The sequence below is a fragment of the Pseudomonas sp. 6D_7.1_Bac1 genome (assembly GCF_025465945.1).
In the GTDB taxonomy this organism is placed as follows: Bacteria; Pseudomonadota; Gammaproteobacteria; order Pseudomonadales; family Pseudomonadaceae; genus Aquipseudomonas.
In genome coordinates this window covers 241,646-263,327 of record NZ_JANLNW010000052.1, presented here as the reverse complement: position 1 = coordinate 263,327, position 21,682 = coordinate 241,646, and the positions used below count along the sequence as shown (strand labels likewise).

Below are 21,682 nucleotides of genomic sequence, written 5' to 3'. Positions count from 1 at the left end.
AAGTATCAGCCGGCCATCTTGGACGACTTCAGCTCCTCAGTGAAGCGCTGCGAACGGACACCTTTGATGTCGTAATACTCTTCAACTGACTTTACAAAGCGCTTTTCGGCTGGCACATACCAGAACGCTTTGTACGTGCGGCCACTGATAGTGCGTGGCGCTATACGTTGAGCATTTGAGACCGTTGTTACCCTACCCGGTGTCGCCACGGCCTGTGTACCGCCTATCGCAATGGGCGCCAGCACCGCCGACCACTGACCTTCGGATTCGATCTTCAGCGCCGTGAACTTGCCCGCTGGCACCTGGACATCTTCCCAACCCGTTACAACGAAGTCGTTATGAAAGGTTTCACTGGAATGCGGGCGGTTAGGGTTTAGTTCGGTGTATTCGACCGTCCATTTCTTGCCTTGGCTCAAGGGAAACTCGAACGGGCGATTGACCACTTGCTGCTTACCGTTGATATCACGGGAGCGACTCCAGTCCAGGCCCGTCATACTTTCAACCGGTGCCTGGTTAGACCCGTCCTGCTTGGCACTGATCAGCACGTTGTGGCTGTCAACGCGTTCGACCGTAATCAGTGTGTTCTTGCTTGAGAAACCTTGTGGCCCTGTTTCCACTGTTTCGGCATAGACCCAACTATCCCCGGCCTTTAAGCGCGGCGCTTCGACCGATTGGGCATACGCCGAACAGCACATTAAACCAAGCACAGCGGCAGATAGTTTTTTAAGCATCACATTTTCCCTGAATGTCTGACTTGGCAAGTCCGATTGAATAACTGCTAACCCCACATGCCGTGTACGGCTTGGGGTTTATAAGCTCACTTCAACCTGCGCAACTGAGCCCATGAACCGCCATTCGAGACAAAACATGCAAGCATTCGAAGGCTCATGTCATTGTGCCATTCGAAAATGGGCTCAAGTGAGCTCATGATTTCGTCGACGTCATAATGTGAAGACCGTTCAGCAAAGCGACAGCATCTGAGCCGGCCGGTTATCGACTCCGGGCCGTTACGCAGATTCTGGAAAACCTCGCGATGCGCAGCGACAGCAATCGCGACAAATAAAACGCCAGGAACGAAAAAGCCCCCGTAACTTTTCAGCTACGGGGGCTTTTTCTATGTAATGGCGGAGAGATAGGGATTCGAACCCTAGGTACCGGTGAAGGTACAACGGATTTCGAATCCGTCCCATTCGGCCACTCTGGCATCTCTCCAACGGCGCGCATCATAACAGCACATTCACCGGAAGCGAACCCCCCAAGTGAATTTTTTTCCGTGCTATCAGATGCTTGCGTCGATTACAGCGGTACGCCGAGGCGCTTGGCGACTTCTTCGTAGGCTTCGATGACGTCACCGAGGCCCTGACGGAAGCGGTCCTTGTCCATTTTCTTACCGGTGGCCTTGTCCCACAGACGGCAGCCGTCCGGGCTGAACTCGTCACCCAAGACGATGGTGCCGTCGTGGAACACGCCGAATTCAAGTTTGAAGTCGACCAGCAGCAGACCAGCGTCGTCGAACAGTTTGCTCAGCACTTCGTTGACCTTGAGCGACAGTTCTTTCATCCGAACCAGTTGCTCGGCGGTGCCCCAACCGAATGCCACGACGTGGGATTCGTTGATGAACGGGTCGCCCTTGGCGTCGTCCTTCAGGAACAGTTCGAATGTGTAAGGGTTGAGCTTCATGCCCTCTTCAACACCCAGACGCTTGACCAGGCTGCCGGCGGCGTAGTTACGCACGACGCATTCGACCGGGATCATGTCGAGCTTCTTCACCAGGCACTCGTTGTCGCCCAGCAATTTGTCGAATTGGGTCGGCACGCCGGCTTCTTCGAGTTTCTGCATGATGAAGGCGTTGAACTTGTTGTTCACCATGCCTTTGCGGTCGAGCTGCTCGATGCGCTTGCCGTCGAACGCCGAAGTGTCGTTGCGAAACAGCAGGATCAAGCGGTCAGCGTCGTCGGTCTTGTAAACCGATTTGGCTTTGCCGCGGTAGAGTTCTTCACGTTTTTCCATGATGGGCTCCGCTTGCTAAGTAGATGGGCTAGGCGATATGTCGCCAGTCGAGCCCTGAATCTTGATCGGCCAATTGCAGCCAGTCCGGGTCGCACCCGAGGGTGTCGACAAAACATTGCCGGGCCAGCTGCGGCAGGTTGTTCTTGCTGCTCAGGTGGGCCAGTACCAGGTGTTGCAGGTCTTGCCAGCCCAACTCGGCCACCAGGCTTGCGGCCTGATGGTTGTTCAAATGTCCCAGCTCACCGCCTACCCGCTGCTTGAGAAAGTACGGGTAGTGACCACGAGCCAGCAGGTCGCGGCAGTGGTTGGACTCGATCATCAATGCATCGAGATCCCGATAACCGTCAAGCACCGTGGCGCAGTACGAACCGAGATCGGTCAGCAGGCCGAAACGCCGCGAACCGTCACTGAAGATGTACTGCGTCGGCTCCTGCGCATCGTGGGCCACGGCAATGACGCCGATACTCAGCCCACCGATCTGCAACTGATCGCCACCGGCCACAAAGCCTGCCGGTTCAACCGGTTTGCGCATCCCGCGCAGGGTGCCACGACTCAGGTAGACAGGAAGATTGTAGCGCCGAGACAGCAAACCCACGCCATGCACGTGGTCGGCATGTTCGTGGGTCACCAGTATCGCGCTCAGCTGCGTCGGGCTTACACCCAGGCGCAGCAGGCGTTTTTCGGTTTCGCGCAAGGAGAAACCACAATCGACCAGGACGTACGTGTCATCACTGGCTATCAGCGTGCCATTCCCTTGGCTACCACTGCCGAGAACGGCGAAACGCATCTGATCAGCCCAGGTTGTCCTGAATCACGCCCAACACTTTGCGCGCCACTTCAGCCGGCGCAACGGTGTTGATGTTTTTCTCGACGGTCACTTGTACGTTCTCGCCCACCTTGCTCAGGCGAACCTGATAACGCTCGGCGCGGGCTTCAACTTCTTCCTTGCTCGGCGCGCTGCCAAACAGGCCGCTGAAGAAACCTGGCTTCTCGTCCTTCTTCTCGGCTTTTTCGGAGAGGTTGATGTAGTACAGGCCCAGACTGCGGTTGATGTCTTCAACGCGCCACTCGCCCTTCTCCAACGCACGTCCAACGCTCGACCAGGCACGATCAAGGTCGGTACCGACGTTGAGCACCGGGTTACCGCTGCCGTCTTCCGTCAGGCTGACACGGTTTGGTGTATCGAAATCACGCGAAGCGAGCATCGAGACCGAACCGCCCTTCTCCGAGGTGCGGCTCATGCTGGCGAGCATGTCGTCGATCAGTGCAGCGTCCAGGCCGGTGTTGACCGAACGGTTGGTGAATGCGACATCAGAGGTGCTACCGGCAGCACGCTCGGCGCTGACCACGTAGATTTCACTGGTGTTGCGCTGCACGCCCGGTTCGATGCGTACCCGCACACGGGTTTCGCTGTCGGCCGCAATGCCGGCACTGGTCATGCGTTTGGCCATCGTCGCCGAAAGCTGGTCAGGACGCTGCCAGCCCGTGGTGAACTCGCCGGTTTGCGGGCGCTGCTCATCCAGACGGAAACCGTTGTCCTGGAAGAACTGCACAGCCACTGGCCAGACTTCAGCCGGTGGATGCTGGGCCATGACCCAGCGCGAGTCGCCGCTTTTTTGCAGGCTGTAATCGCTGGCATCGGCAATCGCCGACAACGGCTGCGGACGAGGAACGATGTATTCGCCCTTGAACGTGTCATTGGCAACGTTGCCCGGAATCGGCAGCAGCGGGTCCAGACGCTTGGAAGTATGGACATCCGGCGGCAGTTGCATCGGTGCAGTCTGTTGCGCTTCCAGGTAATCGCTACCACGGTCACGGAAGTAACCTTCCGGGCCCCAGATCCATCCGCAGCCACTGGTGCTGGAGATAATCAAGGCAAGTGCGGAAAGTCCGGCCATTCGCTTCATGCGTTGTACTTCCTCAATTAAACCAATACGCCGGACTGGCGCATGGCCTGCCGCAGCGGTTCGTGACAGGCTTCGCTGAGCCAGGTGAGCGGCAGACGGATACCGTCCGGCATCAAGCCCATCTCATGCAGCGCCCATTTCACGGGGATAGGGTTGGATTCGATAAACAGGGTTTTATTGAGCGGCATCAGCTTTTCGTGGATCGCCCGGGCTTTCACGGCATCACCGTTCAGGGCGGCGATGCACAGGTCGGCCATGTCACGCGGAGCAACGTTGGCGGTGACCGAGATGTTGCCTTTACCGCCGAGCAGGATCAGCTCGACCGCGGTGGCGTCGTCACCGGAAATCACCAGGAAGTCCTTGCTCACGCCGTCCAGGATGGCCTTGGCGCGCGAAAGATCGCCCGTGGCTTCCTTGATACCGATGATGTTCTTCACGGTCGACAGGCGAATGACCGTTTCGGCCTGCATGTCGCAAGCGGTACGACCCGGCACGTTGTAAAGGATCTGCGGGATGTCGACAGCTTCGGCGATGGCCTTGAAGTGCAGGTACAGGCCTTCTTGCGTCGGCTTGTTGTAGTACGGCGTTACCAGCAGGCACGCGTCGGCGCCGGCGGTCTTCGCATTGGTGGTCAGCTCGATCGCTTCGCGCGTCGAATTGGCGCCTGTACCGGCGATCACCGGAATACGACCGTTGACCTGCTTGACCACGCGACGAATCACTTCGATGTGCTCGTTCACGTCAAGGGTGGCCGACTCACCTGTGGTGCCGACCGCCACAATGGCGTGGGTGCCGTTTTGCAGGTGAAAGTCCACCAGTTTGCTCAGGCTGTCCCAATCGAGACGACCCTGTGCATCCATGGGAGTGACCAGTGCCACCATACTGCCCGCAATCATGCAACCGCTCCTGCCGGAAAAAGAGAGCGGTAATGGTACTGGCGCCAAGATGCTTGTACAAGCGAAGTACTGCGCTCGCGCCATTCCCCTAGGCGCCGGTTTTCGCTACCCTTCAGACTTTGATCAGTACCGACAGGCTCGTCCACCGGGTTCCAGCCTCCATTTTCGGCCTCACAAGCCCTGATCCTGCGTTGCCGCCTATCCGATCTCGCCGCACTGGAGCTCGTCGCAACCATCTGGCTCGGGCTTTTTGATTTCGCATCCGGACGCCCACCCCGACGAATCGGCCCATAGACGTACCGACCGCTCATCGCTTTAGGAATGCTGCATGTCCACCCCCACAGTTCGCGAACAATTCCTTGTCATCAGTGCCCTCGGCGCCAACCCCATGGAGCTGACTAACGTCCTGTGCCGCGCCAGCCATGAAAATCGCTGCGCCGTGGTCACCTCCCGCCTGACTCGCCACGGCGAATGCAGTGCGCTGGTTCTGCAGATCTCCGGTACCTGGGACGCCTTGGCGCGCCTGGAAGCCGGCTTGCCGACCCTGGCCAAGAGGCACGCCTTTACGGTCAACGTGGTACGCAGTGCCGCGCTGGAAAACCGTCCGCAAGCCTTGCCGTATGTGGCCTACGTCAGCTCGGCCTACCGCTCGGACATCGTCAATGAGCTGTGCCAGTTCTTCATCGACCACAACGTCGAGCTGGAAAACCTGACTTGCGACACCTATCAGGCCCCACAGACCGGCGGCACCATGCTCAACGCCACCTTTACCGTGACGTTGCCTGCCGGCGTGCAAATCAGCTGGTTGCGCGATCAGTTCCTGGATTTCGCCGACGCGCTGAACCTGGACGCGCTGATCGAACCGTGGCGCCCACAGAACCCAATGTAAGGAAGCTCCCATGGCCGTTGCTATCGACCAACCTGTCGCCGACTTCGAAGCGCCTGCTACCAGCGGGCAGACCGTCAGCCTCGCAGCCCTCAAGGGCAAGCAAGTGGTGATTTACTTCTACCCCAAGGACAGCACGCCGGGTTGCACTACCGAAGGCCAGGGTTTTCGCGACCAATATGCGCAATTCACGGCGGCCAACACCGAAGTATTCGGCGTGTCGCGCGACAGCCTGAAGTCCCACGAGAACTTCAAGTGTAAACAAGAGTTCCCGTTCGAGCTGATCAGCGACAAGGATGAAGCCATCTGCCAGCTGTTTGACGTGATCAAGCTGAAAAAGCTTTATGGCAAGGAATACTTGGGCGTCGATCGCAGCACCTTCCTGATCGACAAAAACGGTGTGCTGCGTCAGGAATGGCGCGGTGTGAAGGTGCCAGGCCACGTTGATGCGGTATTGACCGCTGTTCAGGCGCTGAACAAGGCCTGATTATTTCGGCGCCTGTTCGGACGCCTTCGCGAGCAAGCCCGCTCCCACAGGATTTGCGCAAACCCTTGTGGGAGCAGCCGGTCGACGCTCGATTGCTCGCGATGAAGCCCTCTGCCCCACTGAAGAATCGGCTGACAGTTAAAGCAGCGGCGCGACAATCGGCTCCTTACGCGGCCAGGCATCCAGCACCGCCTTGAACAGGGTGGCCAGCGGGATCGCGAAAAACACGCCCCAGAATCCCCATAACCCGCCGAACAACAGCACTGCGCAGATGATCGCCACCGGGTGCAGATTGACCGCCTCCGAAAACAGCAGTGGCACCAGCACGTTGCCGTCCAGCACCTGAATGATTCCGTAGACCGCCATCAAGTAGATGAACTGGTCGCTCCAACCCCACTGGAACAAGGCAATCAGCAACACCGGCACCGTCACCACCACCGCACCGACATACGGCACCACCACCGAAACGCCGACCAGCAGCGCCAGCAGTGCGGCGTAGTTGAGCCCCAGGGCAACGAAACCGATGTAGGTCGCCCCACCGCAAATGACCATTTCCATGACCTTGCCACGAATGTAATTGGCGATCTGCCGGTTCATTTCTTCGGTAACTCGAGTAATCAGCGCACGCTCACGCGGGAGATACCCGCGGACCCACTGCCCGATCATCGCCCGGTCCTTGAGGAAGAAAAACACCAGAATCGGCACCAGCACCAGATAGATCATGATGTTCACCAGCAGCGGCAGACTGGACAGCGAGAACGTCAACGCCCATTGACCAAACTTGCCGAGCTCTGCGCGAGCCACCTCAATGGCCTGCAGCACCTGCTCATCAGACACCAGATGCGGATAGCGCTCCGGCAGCAACAACAGCAACGACTGCCATTTGGCAAGCATGCCCGGCAGTTCGTTGAACAAGGTAACCAGTTGATGCCAAAGCAACGGCACCACTACGATCATAAACACCAGCAACACGCCCATGAACAACGCGAATACCAGTCCGACCGCCGCACCGCCCGGCAAGCGCAGACGTTCCAGAGCGCTGACCAGGCCTTGCATCAGATACGCCAGCACCATCCCCGCCAGCACCGGTGCGAGCATTCTGCCCAACGTCAGGACTGCAGTGAAAGCCAGGAACAGCAGAACGGCCAGAACCACAGCCTCCTCATCGGAGAAGTAACGCTGTATCCAGTCGCGTAACACTTTGAACATCAATATTCCTTAACAATGGACGCCGAAAAATTCAGGCTTTTTTTAGCCAGTAGCGATAAACGCCGGCCTCGTCTTCTTCACGAAGCAGCGTATGACCGGCCAAACGGGCAAAGGTGCGAAAATCGCGCTGCGAACCCGCATCGGTGGCGATGACCTTGAGTACTGCACCGCTGGCCAGGCGATTGAGTTCCAGCTTGGCCTTGAGCAGCGGCAATGGACAGTTCAACCCGCTGGCGTCCAGTTCGGCGTCATGCTCTACAGCGTCGGTCATTGCTTCACTCCGGATAGGTGATCGAGTGGTCTAGAATATCTGGTCGCAACGCATGTGTCCGGCTACAGTAAGGTCTTTGTCGACTAAGGCTTCGTGCATGACTTTTCTGCGCCCCACCCTGCTGACGCTTGCTTGCCTGCTTGCCTCACCGGGCTTCGCCGACGACCTGCCGTCCCTGGGCGATGCCAGTTCTGCCATCGTATCGCCACAGCAGGAATACCAGTTGGGCCGCGCATGGCTGGCGATGCTGCGCAGCCAGGTGTCACAGCTCAACGACCCACAACTCAAGGATTACGTCGAAACCAGTGTCTACAAACTGGTGGAAACCAGCCAGGTCAACGACCGGCGCCTGGAGTTCATTCTGATCAACAGCCCGCAACTCAACGCCTTCGCCGCACCCGGCGGGATTATCGGGGTCAACGGCGGTCTGTTTCTGAATGCCCAGACCGAAGGCGAATATTCTGCGGTACTCGCCCACGAACTGGCTCACGTGTCGCAACGCCACTTTGCTCGCGGCGTCGAAGCTTCACAACGCATGCAAGTCCCGATGATGGCCGCTCTGCTCGGCGGGATCATCGCGGCAGCGGCTGGTGCCGGAGACGCCGGTTTCGCCGCCATCGCCAGCACCCAGGCAGCGGCCATTCAGGAGCAACTACGCTTCTCCCGACAGAAGGAGCAGGAGGCCGACCGTATCGGCATGCTCAACCTCGAGAAAGCCGGTTACGACCCGCGCTCGATGCCAACCATGTTCGAACGCCTGATGCGCCAGTACCGCTTCGATTCCAAACCGCCCGAATTCCTGCTGACTCACCCCGTCACCGAATCGCGGATAGCCGACACCCGCAACCGTGCCGAGCAGTTCAAGCCGGGCGGCAAGGAAGACAGCCTGACGTACCAATTGATTCGCGCGCGCGTCCAGTTGTTCTATGAAGACTCTCCAGGTCTTGCCGCCAAACGCTTTCGCATCCAACTCGATGAAAACCCGAAAAACGACATAGCTCGTTATGGTCTGGCAATCGCCCAGATCAAGGGCAGCCTGTTCAACGACGCCCGCGAGAACCTCAAGCAGTTGCTGGCCAAGTCGCCTGACGAAATCATCTACAACCTGGCGCAAGTCGACCTGGACATCGCCAACAATCGCCTGCCGGATGCACAGACGCGGGTTGACCGGATGCTCGCACAGTACCCGGGCAACTATCCGCTGAATCAAGTGCGGGTCGACTTGCTGCTCAAGCAGAACCGCCCGGCTGATGCCGAGAAAGCTCTTGAAGCCCTGCTCAAGACCCGCTCGAACGATCCGGACGTCTGGTACATGGTGGCCGAGACTCGTGGCCTGTCCGGCAACATCATTGGGCTGCATCAGGCCCGCGCCGAGTACTTCGCCCTGATCGGCGACTACCGTCAGGCGATCCAGCAGTTGGACTTCGCCAAACGCCGCGCCGGCACCAACTTCCCACTGTCGTCACGCATCGATGCGCGTCAACGGGAGCTGATGGAGCAAGAGCGCTTGATCAAGGACATGATGGGCTGACGTTTCTTTGGCCCATAAAAAAACGCCTCTTTCGAGGCGTTTTTTTATTCAGCGACTAACCGGTTTACTCGGCCAGTTTGAAGGTAATGAAGCTGGCACGGCCTTGACGCAGGACCCGCATCGACACCGAGCGGTTTTTCGGCAGTGCCTTGGCGATTTCCGTGAACTCCTTGGTCGAACCAATCGCCTGATTGTTCAGGTGAGTAATCACATCGCCTGGCTGCAGGCCGATCAGGGCAGCAGGACCGTCCTGCACTTCCTTGATCACCACGCCGCCCTTGAGGTCGAAGGCTTTCTTCTGCTCATCGCTCAGCTCGACCACAGCTACACCCAGTCGATTGCTGCTGCGCTCGACACCGGACTTGGCCAAGGTATCGAGCTCTTTGCCTTCTTCCGGAATCGCGCCAACGGTCAGCTCGACGTTTTTATGCTTGCCGTCACGAATCACTTCAAGATTGGCTTTCTCACCTGCCTTGAGCGCACCCACCAGATGCGGCAAATCCGCTGACATGACGATCGGCTGACCGTTCATGCTCAGGATCACGTCACCGACCTGCAAACCACCTTTGGCGGCCGGGCCACCGTCCTGGATCTGAGCCACCAGCGCACCGGCCGGTTTCTCCAGACCGAAGGATTCGGCGAGGTCCTTGTTCACTTCCTGAATGACCACACCCAACCAGCCACGACTTACTTTGCCGCCGTTTTTCAGTTGATTGGAAACATCCATGGCGACATCGATCGGGATCGCGAACGACACGCCCATGAACCCACCGGAACGGGTGTAGATCTGCGAGTTGATCCCCACCACTTCGCCCGCCAGGTTGAACAGCGGACCACCGGAGTTACCCGGGTTGATCGGCACGTCGGTCTGGATGAACGGCACATAGTTTTCGTTCGGCAGGCTACGACCAATGGCACTGACGATGCCCTGGGTCACAGTGTGGTCAAAACCAAACGGCGAACCGATGGCGACCACCCATTGCCCGGCTTTCAGGTCCTGGGATTTACCCAGCTTCAGTACCGGAAGGTCCTTGCCATCGATCTTCAGCAGGGCCACGTCAGAGCGCGGGTCTGTGCCGATCAGTTTGGCCTTGAGTTCACTGCGGTCAGCCAGACGCACGAGGATCTCATCGGCGTCAGCGATTACATGATTGTTGGTCAGAATGTAGCCATCCGACGAGATGATGAACCCCGAACCCAGGGATTGCGCTTCACGCTGGCGACCACGAGGCGAACGCTGCTGTGGCGGCATGCCACGCTCGAGAAACTCACGCAGCGCCGGCGGCAAGCCTTCCAGGTCCGGTATGTCCTGATTGGAGACCTTGCGGTCCGGCAGCTTCTGCGTGGTACTGATGTTCACCACTGCAGGCGAGGCTTGCTCGACCAGTTGCGTGAAATCAGGCAGTTCAGCCGCCTGAGCACTGACCGCCTGACCGAGCACTAATACAGCGGCAAAAATGGAGAGGTAGGATTTCAAACGTGGTATCGACATACGGCTCCCGTTACGACGAGCATGGTTAAGCGATATGGAGCAAGGAATACCGGGAAACATACACCGGTACTTTTGTTCCGGGAACAACAAACAAGGCCAGAGCCGTGGGACTCTGACCTATAAGAAATTTCTGGGGATTTTGCAAATTGAAATGCTCACCAAACATTTCGACATCTCAATTGTGGAATGGACAATTGCTGACCTGTTTCACAACCAACTCGCCGTTCGATGAGCATCACTGGATCAACTCACTGCTTGGCCGCAGTGGCATCGGCGCGCATGGAGAGTGCAATCCGCTCAGCGGTGCCGATCGGAATCTCGCCGACTACAGTGACCATCATCTCGCCATCCGGCGTGGTCAAACGCCGTGAGACCGCGACGGTCGGACCTAACTGAGTACGCGTATCGGTAACTACCGCGCCATTGAGCGGCTCCAGGAATACCGAAAAACGCGCCAGACCATCGTCATACATCAGGCTGCTGACCTGGACCTTGGTCTCTGGATCCTTGCGTGCGGTACTGCTGCTGAGTTCGAAGCCTGGTGGCAACCAGTCGGAATGCCATACCTGAGCGGCTTTCACCGCTGATGCCTTGTCGCTGTCGAGCGCCACAGCCTTGCACTCGGAACTCGCTTGCAGATCACGCTCAGCCGGTGCGTCAGTATCCAATCGGGTAAACTGGAAACGCTCCAGCAACTGCCCCTTGTCATTCAATAATAATGACTTCAACGGCAGGCCGGTTTCGCGGTCCAGGTGCAATTCAAAACCATAACGATGCTGATCACGCGGCGTCAGTGAAACAATCACTGCCGGACGCCCAGCCACGCGCGACTTGCCGATGACGGCAAGGTCGTACCAATTCTTGAGCTTTTGTGGATCAAGTGCACGAGCAGAAGAGTCGGGAGTATCCCCCAGCCCCGCCACCAGGTTGCCGCTGACGCATTGAGTATGCCCATCAATACGCACAACTTCCTGAGCAGAACCGTCGAGCTGAAGCAAACGCTCGCGGACTTTGCCATCCTGGACGCGATGCCAGATGTTGTGGGTAGAAAAACTACCGTTACGCTCGTAGACAAAAGTACCTTGGAAGCTTTGCTGTTGTTCGGCCTGACTCAGACGGCTCAACCAGTCCTGAGCCTCATCGGCATAGGCTGGAACAACGAACCAGCCAGTGAGCAACAGCGTAAGTAGAGGTATGGCGCGCATGATCCTCCTTAACGGTTTTCCAGGCTTGCCGCACGGGCATAAGGCAGAGCGCTCTCAGTGCCTTTGAGTGCAGCTTGTTGAGCATGTTGGCGCAAGTAGCCCGGCAGACGCTGATCGTGCCAGCCCGGCTGACCTTGCAATACGCCGTTGGCCATAGGACCAGTAGCTTCCGAACTCTCATTGTAGCCTGCCAAAACGGCTGGACCTTTTATTTGAGGAACGGCCAGGCCTGGCTGAGTGGATTGCTGAGCCAATTCGACGCCGGCGATCTCATCATGGTTGTACAGACGCACGCCAGCCAGAACAGCAAGAGTCACCGATGCGGCCACCGCCAGACGTCCCACGCTACGCCATGGACCACGACTGGTTTTTACCGGTACGGCTTCGTCAGCCAATGCTTGCGAAACGGCCGAAGCGATATCCAGACGCGGGATCAGCAGGTCTTTGTGCATAACTGCCCGAGCGATCTGGTAACGGGCCCAGGTCTCGCGGGTTTCAACATCGTCAAAGGCATTTAATACCCGACGCAATTCCAGTTCGTCCGCTTCGTTATCCATCACTGCGGACAGCGATTCCTGCAGGGCTTCACGACTCATGGCGGTTCCTCTCTTGGCTGTCGCCGCTGTCTCAGCTTTCCTGCAACAACGGCTGCAGGGCTTTATCGATGGCTTCCCGAGCGCGGAAAATCCGGGAGCGCACGGTACCCACCGGACACTGCATGACGCTCGCAATGTCCTCGTAACTCAGACCATCGAATTCACGTAAAGTTAAAGCCGTACGCAAATCTTCTGGCAGTTGCTGGATGGTTCGATGGACGGTGCTTTCGATCTCATCGCGCAGCAATGCACGCTCCGGCGACTCGAGATCCTTGAGGCCATGATCGCCATCGTAGAACTCAGCATCTTCAGTACTCACATCGCTATCCGGTGGCCGACGGCCGCGTGAAACCAGATAGTTTTTCGCCGTATTAATGGCGATGCGGTAAAGCCACGTATAAAACGCGCTATCGCCGCGAAAATTTCCAAGTGCACGGTAGGCCTTGATAAAGGCCTCTTGTGCGACATCCTGGGCTTCATGGGTGTCGTGCACAAAACGCACGATCAACCCGAGAATTTTGTGCTGGTATTTCAGCACTAGCAGATCGAAAGCGCGCTTGTCGCCGCGTTGAACGCGCTCGACCAGCTGCTGATCCTCTTCCTGGGTTAGCATGAACACTCCTCGATGAACTCGGAGGAGGCTTGCATGACTAATCGATCAGGCTTGCAAACATAGACTCGGGCTTTTCGCAAAAGTTCTCCCCCTCCAAGCAAGTTTCCTGCGTGCTCTGATTTGGCACACACGAAAAACGCAGCACGGGCTGGGCCGGCTGCGCGAATAATCTTGTCGTCGAATCCACCTGCAAGACCAAAGCACAAATCCTGCGTGAGGCCGACGCTGTTCCTTGTTTCAGGCAACCTTCTATTGAGCTTGGGCGCTTGGCAAAGTTCCCAATCTTTATAGCCGTGCGAAACGAATAATGTATGACCACGTGGCGAAAAAGAGCGCTTCATCGGTGATCAGGCTGCCTTATCGTCGGTCCAACGGGTAAATTGTCCGACACAACACCCTGCCTTTTCCGTCACAGTAGTTTCACATTGCCACGTAGGCCCGACTATTGTGCCGATCCACCCCTCTATATACTAGTGTGCTGTGTGGCTGTCTCGACTCGCCGATTCAGGTGTCTTGCGCCAACCCCGACCCGGGTCGCTTTGAGCGGAATCCTGAAATGAGCCAACAGTTTCAACACGATGTTCTGGTGATAGGCAGCGGCGCTGCCGGTTTGAGTCTGGCACTGACCTTGCCCGATCATTTGCGCATTGCCGTACTGAGCAAAGGCAATCTCGCCAACGGTTCGACCTACTGGGCCCAGGGCGGTGTCGCTGCCGTGCTGGATGACACCGATACCGTTGAATCCCATGTCGATGACACCCTCAACGCTGGCGGTGGCCTGTGCCACGAAGACGCCGTGCGCTTTACCGTCGAGCACAGCCGCGAAGCCATTCAATGGCTGATCGATCAGGGCGTGCCGTTCACCCGCGACGAACAGGCAGGCACTGAAGACGGCGGATTCGAATTCCACCTGACCCGCGAAGGCGGCCACAGTCATCGACGTATCATTCATGCCGCCGATGCCACGGGCGCTGCAATTTTCAATACTTTGCTTGATCAAGCACGGCAACGGCCGAACATCGAGTTGCTGGAACAACGGGTTGCCGTTGATCTGATTACCGAAAAGCGCCTGGGCCTCAAAGGTGATCGTTGCCTGGGCGCCTACGTGCTCAATCGCGGCACTGGCGAAGTCGATACCTACGGCGCACGCTTCGTGATCCTCGCCTCCGGCGGTGCAGCGAAAGTTTACCTCTACACCAGCAACCCCGACGGCGCTTGCGGCGATGGCATTGCCATGGCCTGGCGTTCGGGCTGCAGGGTGGCGAATCTGGAGTTCAACCAGTTTCACCCCACCTGCCTCTACCACCCGCAGGCCAAAAGCTTCCTGATTACCGAAGCCCTGCGCGGCGAAGGCGCGCATTTGAAGCTGCCGAACGGCGAACGCTTCATGCAGCGCTTTGACCCGCGTGCCGAGCTGGCACCGCGGGACATCGTGGCCCGGGCCATCGACCATGAAATGAAGCGCCTGGGTATCGACTGCGTGTACCTGGACATCAGCCATAAGCCTGCAGCCTTCATCAAGACGCACTTCCCGACGATGTACGAGCGTTGCCTGAAATTTTCCATCGACATCACCCAGCAGCCGATCCCGGTGGTTCCGGCCGCGCACTACACCTGTGGCGGAGTGATGGTGGACCAACACGGTCGCACCGACGTGCCTGGCCTGTATGCGATTGGCGAAACCAGCTTCACCGGCCTGCATGGTGCCAACCGCATGGCCAGCAACTCGCTGCTGGAGTGCTTCGTCTACGCCCGCTCGGCGGCGGCAGACATTCTTGAACAACTGCCGCAGGTCGCGATACCGAGCGCTCTGCCCGCCTGGGACGCCAGCCAGGTCACCGATTCCGATGAAGACGTGATCATTGCGCACAACTGGGATGAGCTTCGGCGATTCATGTGGGACTACGTGGGCATCGTACGCACCAACAAGCGCCTGCAACGCGCCCAGCATCGCGTGCGCCTGCTGCTGGATGAGATCGACGAGTTCTACAGCAACTATAAAGTCAGCCGGGATCTGATCGAGCTGCGCAACCTGGCTCAGGTGGCCGAGCTGATGATTCGCTCAGCCATGGAGCGCAAGGAAAGTCGCGGCCTGCATTACACCCTCGATTACCCGAACATGCTGCCAGAGGCGCTGGATACTATTCTGGTGCCGCCCACCTACGCCGACTGAACTTGAGCCTGACCCGCAGGCGTCGGTGAACATCCGCCGCCTGCGCATCACGCGGCACACAAATCGCGCGTACCCGTCGCTCACCGCGCAGACGAAAACGCAACACGACGACCAACGGTAGCGCCAGGCTGTCTGGACGTAATTGCACCGCTTGCCAACCCGACACCTGATTCCACAAGTGCCAACCGTCGGCATCGCGGCGCAAACCGCGGAATGCCTGCGGGTGCGTCAGAAGAATCTTTCGCGGCAGCATCCAAAAACCGTGAGCCACACACAGCACAATGCCGAGCAAACTGGCCCATACCGGTACAGAGAGAAGAAACAGCGAACCCAGCGCGAACAGCTGGGCGAGAAGATAGGCCGCCAGCAACTGCCGTGAGGCATGCCAGCGGCATTCGAACGAGTTACTTGGGTTGGACACGATCCAGAATCATCCGAACCATGCGCTGCAGCTCAGGATCTTCCGATTCGGCGCGTTCCATGAACCAGCCGAACATGTCCTGATCTTCGCATTCGAGCAGTTTGCGGTAGCAGTCGCGATCTACATCGTTGAGGTGCGGATAGACCTCTTTGACAAACGGCACGAGCAATACGTCAAGCTCGAGCATGCCGCGGCGGCTGTGCCAGTAGAGGCGGTTCAGTTCAACATCTTCGACCATGGAGCGCTCCTCAAATAGAGCGCAAGTATACAGCCCCAATTCATGACGAACAGTCGGCTTTGGTCGGGCATCTTCGGTCCTTTGTGAACTACCCATTTCAAGGGCGCCCCCTTATGATGTCCTCCAGACTCTTTACCCTGCGATGACCCATGGCTGATTCTGCTTTTTTCTGCACCTTGTCCCATGAAGGCGTGCTTGCCGTCCGCGGCTCCGATGCCAGCAAGTTTCTACAGGGACAATTGACCTGCAACCTCAATTACCTGAGCGATACCCAGGCCAGCCTCGGTGCACGCTGCACCCAGAAAGGCCGCATGCAGTCGAGCTTTCGCATCCTGCTTGAAGGTGACGGGGTGCTGTTGGCGATGGCCGGCGAGTTGCTGGAACCACAACTGGCGGACCTGAAAAAGTACGCGGTGTTCTCCAAATCCAAATTGACCGATGAAAGCGCCGCCTGGATTCGCTTTGGCCTGCAGCACTCAGAAGCCGTCCTGTCCAGCCTGGGCCTGGCGCTTCCCCGGGAAGACGGCGCAGTTGCCCGCATGGGCGGTCTGATTGCCATTCGTGTTTCATCTGATCGCGTCGAACTCTGGGCGGCGGCCGTTCAGGCCGGCACCTTGCGCAACACGCTGGCCGCACTGCTGCCTGAAGGTGATCTGAACCAGTGGCTGCTCGGGCAGATCCGCGCCGGCATCGGCCAAGTCATGCCGCAGACCCGCGAGCTGTTCATTCCGCAGATGCTCAACCTGCAAGCAGTGGGCGGCGTGAGCTTCAAGAAAGGTTGCTACACCGGCCAGGAAATCGTCGCGCGCATGCAGTACCTGGGCAAACTCAAACGCCGACTGTATCGCCTGCAACTGGACGCCACCGAACTGCCTGAACCAGGCACCGCACTGTTTTCCCCAACCCACGGCAGTTCCATCGGTGAAGTCGTGATCGCCGCTCACGCCGAACAGAACATCGAGCTGTTGGCGGTGCTGCAAGCCGAAGCCGCGGAAAGTGGCGACCTGCACCTTGGCGCCCTCGAAGGCGCGGCCCTGCACCTGCTCGACCTGCCTTACCAACTGGATCGTGATCGCGAGATCCAGCGTTAATTGCAGCACTTTTTTGCAATACCCTAGAGAAATGAAATGAGCGAGCTGGCGGAAAAGGTCCAACAGGATTTGGTTGAGGCCATCGATAACGATGACCTGGTTCTGCCAACGTTACCGGAAGTGGCCCTGCAGATTCGCAAGGCCGCCGAAGACCCGGAAATCAGCGTCGCCACCCTGAGCAAAGTCATCGGCCGCGACACCGCGCTGTCGGCGAGATTGATCAAGGTGGTCAACAGTCCGTTGCTGCGCGCCACACAAGAAGTGACTGACCTGCACACGGCAATCACCCGACTGGGCATCAATTACAGCAGCAACCTGGCCATCGGTCTGGTCATGGAACAGATCTTCCATGCCCGCTCCGAAGTGGTGGAACAGAAGATGCGCGAAGTCTGGCGCAAGAGCCTGGAAATCGCCGGCATCAGCTATGCACTGTGCCGCAGCCATACCCAGTTGAAACCGGATCAGGCAGCCCTTGGCGGACTGGTGCATCAGATCGGCGTGCTGCCGATTCTGACTTACGCCGAAGACCACTATGAGCTGCTGTCAGACCCGGTCAGCCTTAACCACGTGATCGAGCAGATTCATCCGTTGCTTGGTGACAAGCTGCTTCAGGTCTGGGAGTTTCCGGAGATGCTGGTGAAACTGCCAGGGCAGTATCTGAATTTCAAGCGCCACTCCGTGCAGGTCGACTATGTTGACCTGGTGCAGGTCGCCAGCCTGTATTGCCACAAGGACACCGATCATCCCCTGGCCAGAATCGATGCCCTCAGCATCCCGGCATTCAAAAAACTGGGTATTGATCCAGAGAACAAGGCGATGTGCAGCGACCTGGAAGAATCGCGATCGATGTTTTATTAAGTCACACCCACCCTTATCCCGCGATAAAACTGACCCGAACCTTCAGCCCGCGCAGCGCACCATCGTGCAGGCTGATGTGCGCCAGATGGGCACGGCAGATTTCACCGACAATCGCCAGCCCCAGACCTGAACCCGCCACCTGCTGATTACGCCGGTAGAAGCGCTCGAACACCCGGTCGCGCTCCTCAAGAGGAATTCCCGGCCCATCATCCTCGACCTCCAGCACGGCTGGCGCACAGACGCGCAAGATCACGTTGCCGCCGGGCGGTGTATGGGCCAAGGCGTTATCCACCAGGTTGCTCAACAGTTCATTCAACAGCGTTGGCTCGCCACGCAGCCACACAGGCTCATCAGCCTCCAACGCCAAAGCAACACCACGCGCGTGGGCCAACGGCGCCATGGCCATGCCCAATTCGCGAGCCAATTGACTCAGATCGAGCAACTGCGCCCCACCCTCGGCAATCGCCCGAGCACCGTTCTCGACGCGCGCAAGCGACAGTAATTGATTAGCCAAATGAGTCAGCCGATCTGTGCCTTGAGCAGCACTCTCTAACGTGTTTCGCCAGGTGTCTGGCTCGCTCGCCCGCAACCCCAACTCCAGCCTTGCCTTGAGTGCCGCCAACGGTGTTCGCAACTCATGGGCCGCGTCGGCGATGAACTGCGCCTGACGCTCGAACTGTCCACGCAAGCGCTCGGTGAAATGATTAAGGGCGCGCACCAACGGCCACAATTCGCGCTGCACTTCCACCAACGGCAGGGGTCGAAGGTCATCCGATTGCCGCTCTTCCACCACCGTGCGCAAACGCTCCAGCGGGCGCAATGCCGCGCTCACCGCAAACCACACCAACAGCAACGCCCCCACCGCCAGCATGCCCAGACGCAGCAAGGTATCGGTCATCAGGCTGCGGGCCATGCGCTCGCGCGCCTCATCGGTTTCCGCCACGCGGATTTCCGCCATGCCGTTCATGTTCGGCTCGATCACCGGCTTGAGCAGGCTCACCACCCTCACGGCCTGCCCTTGATAGGTGGCGTTATAGAACCGTGCCAGCGCTGGATAGTCATCGGTTCGCGGTGTACCTGGCGGTGGCCCAGGCAGGTTTTCATAACCGGAAATCAGCTTTTGGTGGATGTCGTTGACCTGGTAGTAAATCCGCCCGGCGCTGTCATTGACGAATGTGTCCAGCGCCACATAAGGCACATCAGCGCTGAGGCTGCCGTCTCGCTGGGAAAGGCCGGCGGCGATGGTTCGCGCCGAGGCCAGCAAGGTTCGGTCATACGCCGTATCGGCCGCTTCGCGACCGTTCCAGTAGGCACTCAACCCGCTGGCGATCATCAGCACCACCAGCAGCAACGCAAGGTTCCACAGTAACCGCCAACGCAGACTGCTGGGCTTATGCATCACGGGCTTCCAGCAGGTAACCGAGCCCCCTGAACGTCACAATTGCCACCGCGTGGCCGTCGAGCTTTTTGCGCAAGCGGTGGATGTAGATTTCGATGGCATCCGGGCTGGCCTCTTCGTCCAGACCGAACACTTGCGAGGCCAGTTGCTCCTTGCTCATCACTCGCCCAGGGCGTGCGATCAATGCTTCAAGCACCGCTTGCTCCCGAGAGGTCAGGGTCAGCAAATCATCGCCAAGGGTGAAGCGCCGGGTGTCCAGGTCATACACCAACACACCACAGCGTTGCTGGCGTTCGCCACCTAATACGCTGCGGCGCAACAATGCCTTGACCCGTGCTTCCAGCTCGGTCAGCTCAAAGGGTTTGGCCAGATAATCGTCGGCACCTAGGTTGAGTCCGTGAACCCGATCCTTGACGTCGCTACGGGCGGTCAGCATCAGCACCGGCAAGTTCTTTCCCCGGCTACGCAAACGCGCCAGCACCTCGAAACCGTCCATGCGCGGCAGGCCGACATCAAGGATCGCCACCGCGTATTCCTCGCTGTTCAAGGCCAGATCAGCGGCCACCCCATCGTGCAACACATCGACGGTCAGGCCGGTGCTCTTGAGCGCCTGGGCGACACTTTCGGCCAACTGCAGATGGTCTTCGACGAGAAGAACACGCATGGATCTTTACCTCATTCGGGGATGGTCGACGCCACTCTTTGGCGCGGAGTTTACAGTCGCCTGCGCCGCTGTGAAGCCCGAAAACCGTGAAAGCCTGCTGAAAGGTTCGTGAAAGGTTGGATCGCTAAAGTCCCGTCACGGGCAGTTTCGACTGCCGTACACAGGCAGTAGATACCCGAAAAACGCCTCGAAGCGTTTTCGCCAATAAGAACAATAACGGAGACTCACATGAACCCATCACTGCGTAAATTCGCCCTGGCGGCCAGCTGCATGCTGTTTGCCGGCCCACTGCTGGCCGACGTCGCCAGCGAACCCAAACGTCCCGAATGCATCGCCCCAGCCTCACCAGGTGGTGGTTTCGACCTGACCTGCAAACTGGCGCAAAGCGCACTGGTGAACGAAAAACTGCTGACCAAACCAATGCGTGTGACCTACATGCCCGGCGGTGTCGGCGCGGTGGCCTACAACGCGGTCGTTGCCCAGCGCCCAGCCGATGCCGGCACTCTTGTGGCCTGGTCCAGCGGTTCACTGCTGAACCTGGCCCAGGGCAAGTTCGGTCGCTTCGATGAAGGCGCCGTGCGCTGGCTGGCGGCGGTTGGCACCAGCTACGGAGCCATCGCGGTGAAAAGCGATTCGCCCTACAAAAACCTCGACGACCTGGTTCAGGCATTGAAGAAAGACCCGAGCAAAGTGGTGATCGGGTCCGGCGGCACGGTCGGCAGTCAGGACTGGATGCAAACTGCATTGATCGCCAAGGCCGCCGGGATCAACCCGCGTGACCTGCGTTACGTCGCCCTCGAAGGTGGCGGCGAAATCGCCACGGCGCTGCTCGGTGGTCACATCCAGGTTGGCAGCACCGACATCTCCGACTCCATGCCGCACATCCAGAGCGGTGACATGCGCCTGCTGGCCGTATTCGCCAACGAGCGTCTGGACGAGCCGGAAATGAAGGAGATTCCGACCGCCAAAGAGCAAGGCTACGACATCGTCTGGCCAGTGGTTCGTGGTTTCTACCTCGGGCCAAAAGTCAGCGATGCCGAATACGCCTGGTGGAAAAACGCCTTCGACAAACTGCTGGCCTCGGAAGACTTCGCCAAGCTGCGCAATCAACGTGCGCTGTTCCCGTTCGCCATGACCGGGCCGGAGCTGGACACCTACGTGAAGAAGCAGGTAGCGGACTACAAGCTGCTGGCCAAAGAGTTCGGCCTGATTCAGTAATCGCCTCTGTCTCGCGGCCAGCCCCTTGCGCATCAAGGGGTTGGCCCAGGAGTTTTTCATGCTCTTACAACGTATTTTTGCCTCGGTGCTATCGCTGGCCTGTCTAGGCCTGGCACTGATGGCCTGGCCGTATCAGGCGGCTTTTTCCTATGAACCCGTCGGCCCTAGAGCCTTTCCGTTGTTGATGCTCGGTTTGATGGGCGCAGCGCTGCTGTACATGGTGTTTCGCCCTGCACCGATCAAACACAGTGAAGACGAGCCACCACTGGACCGCGAAACCCTGACCAAGATCGGTCTCTGTGTCGCACTGTTGCTGGTATTCGCCGGGACCTTCGAACCCCTGGGTTTCATAGTTTCCAGCATCCTCATCGGTGTACCGATGGCCCGCCTGTATGGCGGTCGCTGGCTGCCCAGCGTGGTGATCATCAGCGTGATGAGCATCGGCCTGTACGTGCTGTTCGACCGACTGATGGACGTGCCACTGCCGTTGGGTCTGCTCGACGTTCTGGAGAACTGA

At 58.5% G+C, this 21,682-nt stretch carries 23 protein-coding genes and 1 tRNA gene; 8 read left to right on the top strand and 16 right to left on the bottom strand.

Annotated elements, in window-relative coordinates; genetic code table 11:
* Window positions 1-5 precede the first annotated feature (5 nt).
* The 6 genes from NTD87_RS14305 to dapA form a co-directional block, all read right to left on the bottom strand.
* Complete coding sequence (locus NTD87_RS14305) at window positions 6-731, bottom strand: hypothetical protein (RefSeq protein ID WP_262114598.1); 726 nt, start codon at window positions 729-731, stop codon at window positions 6-8.
* A gap of 391 nt (window positions 732-1,122) precedes the next feature.
* A tRNA-Ser gene (locus NTD87_RS14300) sits at window positions 1,123-1,212 on the bottom strand.
* An 84-nt stretch (window positions 1,213-1,296) separates the two neighbouring features.
* A complete protein-coding gene (gene purC / locus NTD87_RS14295) occupies window positions 1,297-2,010 on the bottom strand; it encodes a phosphoribosylaminoimidazolesuccinocarboxamide synthase (RefSeq protein ID WP_262114597.1) in 714 nt (237 codons plus the stop codon).
* Between the two features lie 28 nt (window positions 2,011-2,038).
* Window positions 2,039-2,797, bottom strand: a complete 759-nt coding sequence (locus NTD87_RS14290; RefSeq protein WP_262114595.1) for an MBL fold metallo-hydrolase — start codon at window positions 2,795-2,797, stop codon at window positions 2,039-2,041.
* Between the two features lie 4 nt (window positions 2,798-2,801).
* The gene (gene bamC / locus NTD87_RS14285) at window positions 2,802-3,917 is read right to left on the bottom strand and encodes an outer membrane protein assembly factor BamC (protein ID WP_262114594.1); all 1,116 of its coding nucleotides are present in this window, start codon (window positions 3,915-3,917) and stop codon (window positions 2,802-2,804) included.
* 17 nt (window positions 3,918-3,934) lie between these two features.
* Window positions 3,935-4,813, bottom strand: a complete 879-nt coding sequence (gene dapA, locus NTD87_RS14280) for a 4-hydroxy-tetrahydrodipicolinate synthase (protein ID WP_262114593.1) — start codon at window positions 4,811-4,813, stop codon at window positions 3,935-3,937.
* Window positions 4,814-5,141: 328 nt separating this feature from the next.
* Here dapA and NTD87_RS14275 point away from each other — a divergent pair, with 328 nt between their 5' ends.
* Both NTD87_RS14275 and NTD87_RS14270 read left to right on the top strand, forming a co-directional pair.
* Complete coding sequence (locus NTD87_RS14275) at window positions 5,142-5,702, top strand: glycine cleavage system protein R (protein ID WP_262114591.1); 561 nt, start codon at window positions 5,142-5,144, stop codon at window positions 5,700-5,702.
* A 10-nt stretch (window positions 5,703-5,712) separates the two neighbouring features.
* Complete coding sequence (locus tag NTD87_RS14270) at window positions 5,713-6,186, top strand: peroxiredoxin (RefSeq protein WP_262114590.1); 474 nt, start codon at window positions 5,713-5,715, stop codon at window positions 6,184-6,186.
* A 138-nt stretch (window positions 6,187-6,324) separates the two neighbouring features.
* Here the strand turns inward: NTD87_RS14270 and NTD87_RS14265 are convergent, their stop codons facing one another.
* Entirely contained in the window at window positions 6,325-7,395 is a 1,071-nt protein-coding gene (locus NTD87_RS14265) for an AI-2E family transporter (RefSeq protein WP_262114589.1), read from the bottom strand.
* Between the two features lie 31 nt (window positions 7,396-7,426).
* Window positions 7,427-7,666, bottom strand: coding sequence for a sulfurtransferase TusA family protein (locus tag NTD87_RS14260; RefSeq protein ID WP_071551439.1), 240 nt, complete (start codon window positions 7,664-7,666; stop codon window positions 7,427-7,429).
* A gap of 97 nt (window positions 7,667-7,763) precedes the next feature.
* On the opposite strand from NTD87_RS14260, the gene NTD87_RS14255 reads away from it, so the two are divergent.
* Window positions 7,764-9,197 (top strand): M48 family metalloprotease, encoded by a 1,434-nt coding sequence (locus NTD87_RS14255; RefSeq protein ID WP_262114588.1) that lies wholly within the window; start codon window positions 7,764-7,766, stop codon window positions 9,195-9,197.
* A gap of 64 nt (window positions 9,198-9,261) precedes the next feature.
* On the opposite strand, the gene NTD87_RS14250 is transcribed toward NTD87_RS14255, so the two are convergent.
* The 4 genes from NTD87_RS14250 to rpoE all read right to left on the bottom strand — a co-directional run bounded on the left by NTD87_RS14250 (window position 9,262) and on the right by rpoE (window position 13,103).
* Window positions 9,262-10,689, bottom strand: coding sequence for a DegQ family serine endoprotease (locus NTD87_RS14250; protein ID WP_262114587.1), 1,428 nt, complete (start codon window positions 10,687-10,689; stop codon window positions 9,262-9,264).
* A gap of 248 nt (window positions 10,690-10,937) precedes the next feature.
* Window positions 10,938-11,894 carry a MucB/RseB C-terminal domain-containing protein gene (locus NTD87_RS14245; RefSeq protein WP_262114586.1) on the bottom strand — a complete coding sequence of 319 codons (957 nt, stop codon included), beginning with the start codon at window positions 11,892-11,894 and terminating at the stop codon, window positions 10,938-10,940.
* A gap of 8 nt (window positions 11,895-11,902) precedes the next feature.
* Entirely contained in the window at window positions 11,903-12,490 is a 588-nt protein-coding gene (locus tag NTD87_RS14240) for a sigma-E factor negative regulatory protein (RefSeq protein ID WP_262114584.1), read from the bottom strand.
* A gap of 31 nt (window positions 12,491-12,521) precedes the next feature.
* A complete protein-coding gene (gene rpoE, locus NTD87_RS14235; RefSeq protein WP_262114583.1) occupies window positions 12,522-13,103 on the bottom strand; it encodes an RNA polymerase sigma factor RpoE in 582 nt (193 codons plus the stop codon).
* A gap of 556 nt (window positions 13,104-13,659) precedes the next feature.
* Here rpoE and nadB point away from each other — a divergent pair.
* Entirely contained in the window at window positions 13,660-15,276 is a 1,617-nt protein-coding gene (nadB, locus tag NTD87_RS14230; RefSeq protein WP_262114582.1) for an L-aspartate oxidase, read from the top strand.
* Here nadB and NTD87_RS14225 read toward each other — a convergent pair.
* Both NTD87_RS14225 and NTD87_RS14220 read right to left on the bottom strand, forming a co-directional pair.
* On the bottom strand, window positions 15,245-15,697 hold the full coding sequence (locus NTD87_RS14225) for a protein YgfX (RefSeq protein ID WP_262114581.1): 453 nt from the start codon (window positions 15,695-15,697) through the stop codon (window positions 15,245-15,247). The genes nadB and NTD87_RS14225 overlap by 32 nt on opposite strands.
* Complete coding sequence (locus NTD87_RS14220; RefSeq protein WP_007944081.1) at window positions 15,681-15,935, bottom strand: succinate dehydrogenase assembly factor 2; 255 nt, start codon at window positions 15,933-15,935, stop codon at window positions 15,681-15,683. Before NTD87_RS14220 ends, NTD87_RS14225 begins: the two co-directional genes overlap by 17 nt.
* 149 nt (window positions 15,936-16,084) lie before the next feature.
* Between NTD87_RS14220 and NTD87_RS14215 the strand changes: the two genes are divergently transcribed.
* On the top strand, window positions 16,085-17,026 hold the full coding sequence (locus NTD87_RS14215) for a YgfZ/GcvT domain-containing protein (protein ID WP_262114580.1): 942 nt from the start codon (window positions 16,085-16,087) through the stop codon (window positions 17,024-17,026).
* A gap of 36 nt (window positions 17,027-17,062) precedes the next feature.
* Window positions 17,063-17,884, top strand: coding sequence for an HDOD domain-containing protein (locus NTD87_RS14210; RefSeq protein WP_262114579.1), 822 nt, complete (start codon window positions 17,063-17,065; stop codon window positions 17,882-17,884).
* Between the two features lie 13 nt (window positions 17,885-17,897).
* Here NTD87_RS14210 and NTD87_RS14205 read toward each other — a convergent pair whose 3' ends face one another.
* Window positions 17,898-19,283, bottom strand: coding sequence for a sensor histidine kinase (locus NTD87_RS14205; RefSeq protein WP_262114578.1), 1,386 nt, complete (start codon window positions 19,281-19,283; stop codon window positions 17,898-17,900).
* The gene (locus NTD87_RS14200; RefSeq protein WP_262114577.1) at window positions 19,276-19,947 is read right to left on the bottom strand and encodes a response regulator; all 672 of its coding nucleotides are present in this window, start codon (window positions 19,945-19,947) and stop codon (window positions 19,276-19,278) included. Before NTD87_RS14200 ends, NTD87_RS14205 begins: the two co-directional genes overlap by 8 nt.
* A 228-nt stretch (window positions 19,948-20,175) precedes the next feature.
* On the opposite strand from NTD87_RS14200, the gene NTD87_RS14195 reads away from it, so the two are divergent.
* A complete protein-coding gene (locus NTD87_RS14195) occupies window positions 20,176-21,165 on the top strand; it encodes a Bug family tripartite tricarboxylate transporter substrate binding protein (RefSeq protein ID WP_262114576.1) in 990 nt (329 codons plus the stop codon).
* Window positions 21,166-21,223: 58 nt separating this feature from the next.
* The gene (locus NTD87_RS14190; protein ID WP_262114575.1) at window positions 21,224-21,682 is read left to right on the top strand and encodes a tripartite tricarboxylate transporter TctB family protein; all 459 of its coding nucleotides are present in this window, start codon (window positions 21,224-21,226) and stop codon (window positions 21,680-21,682) included.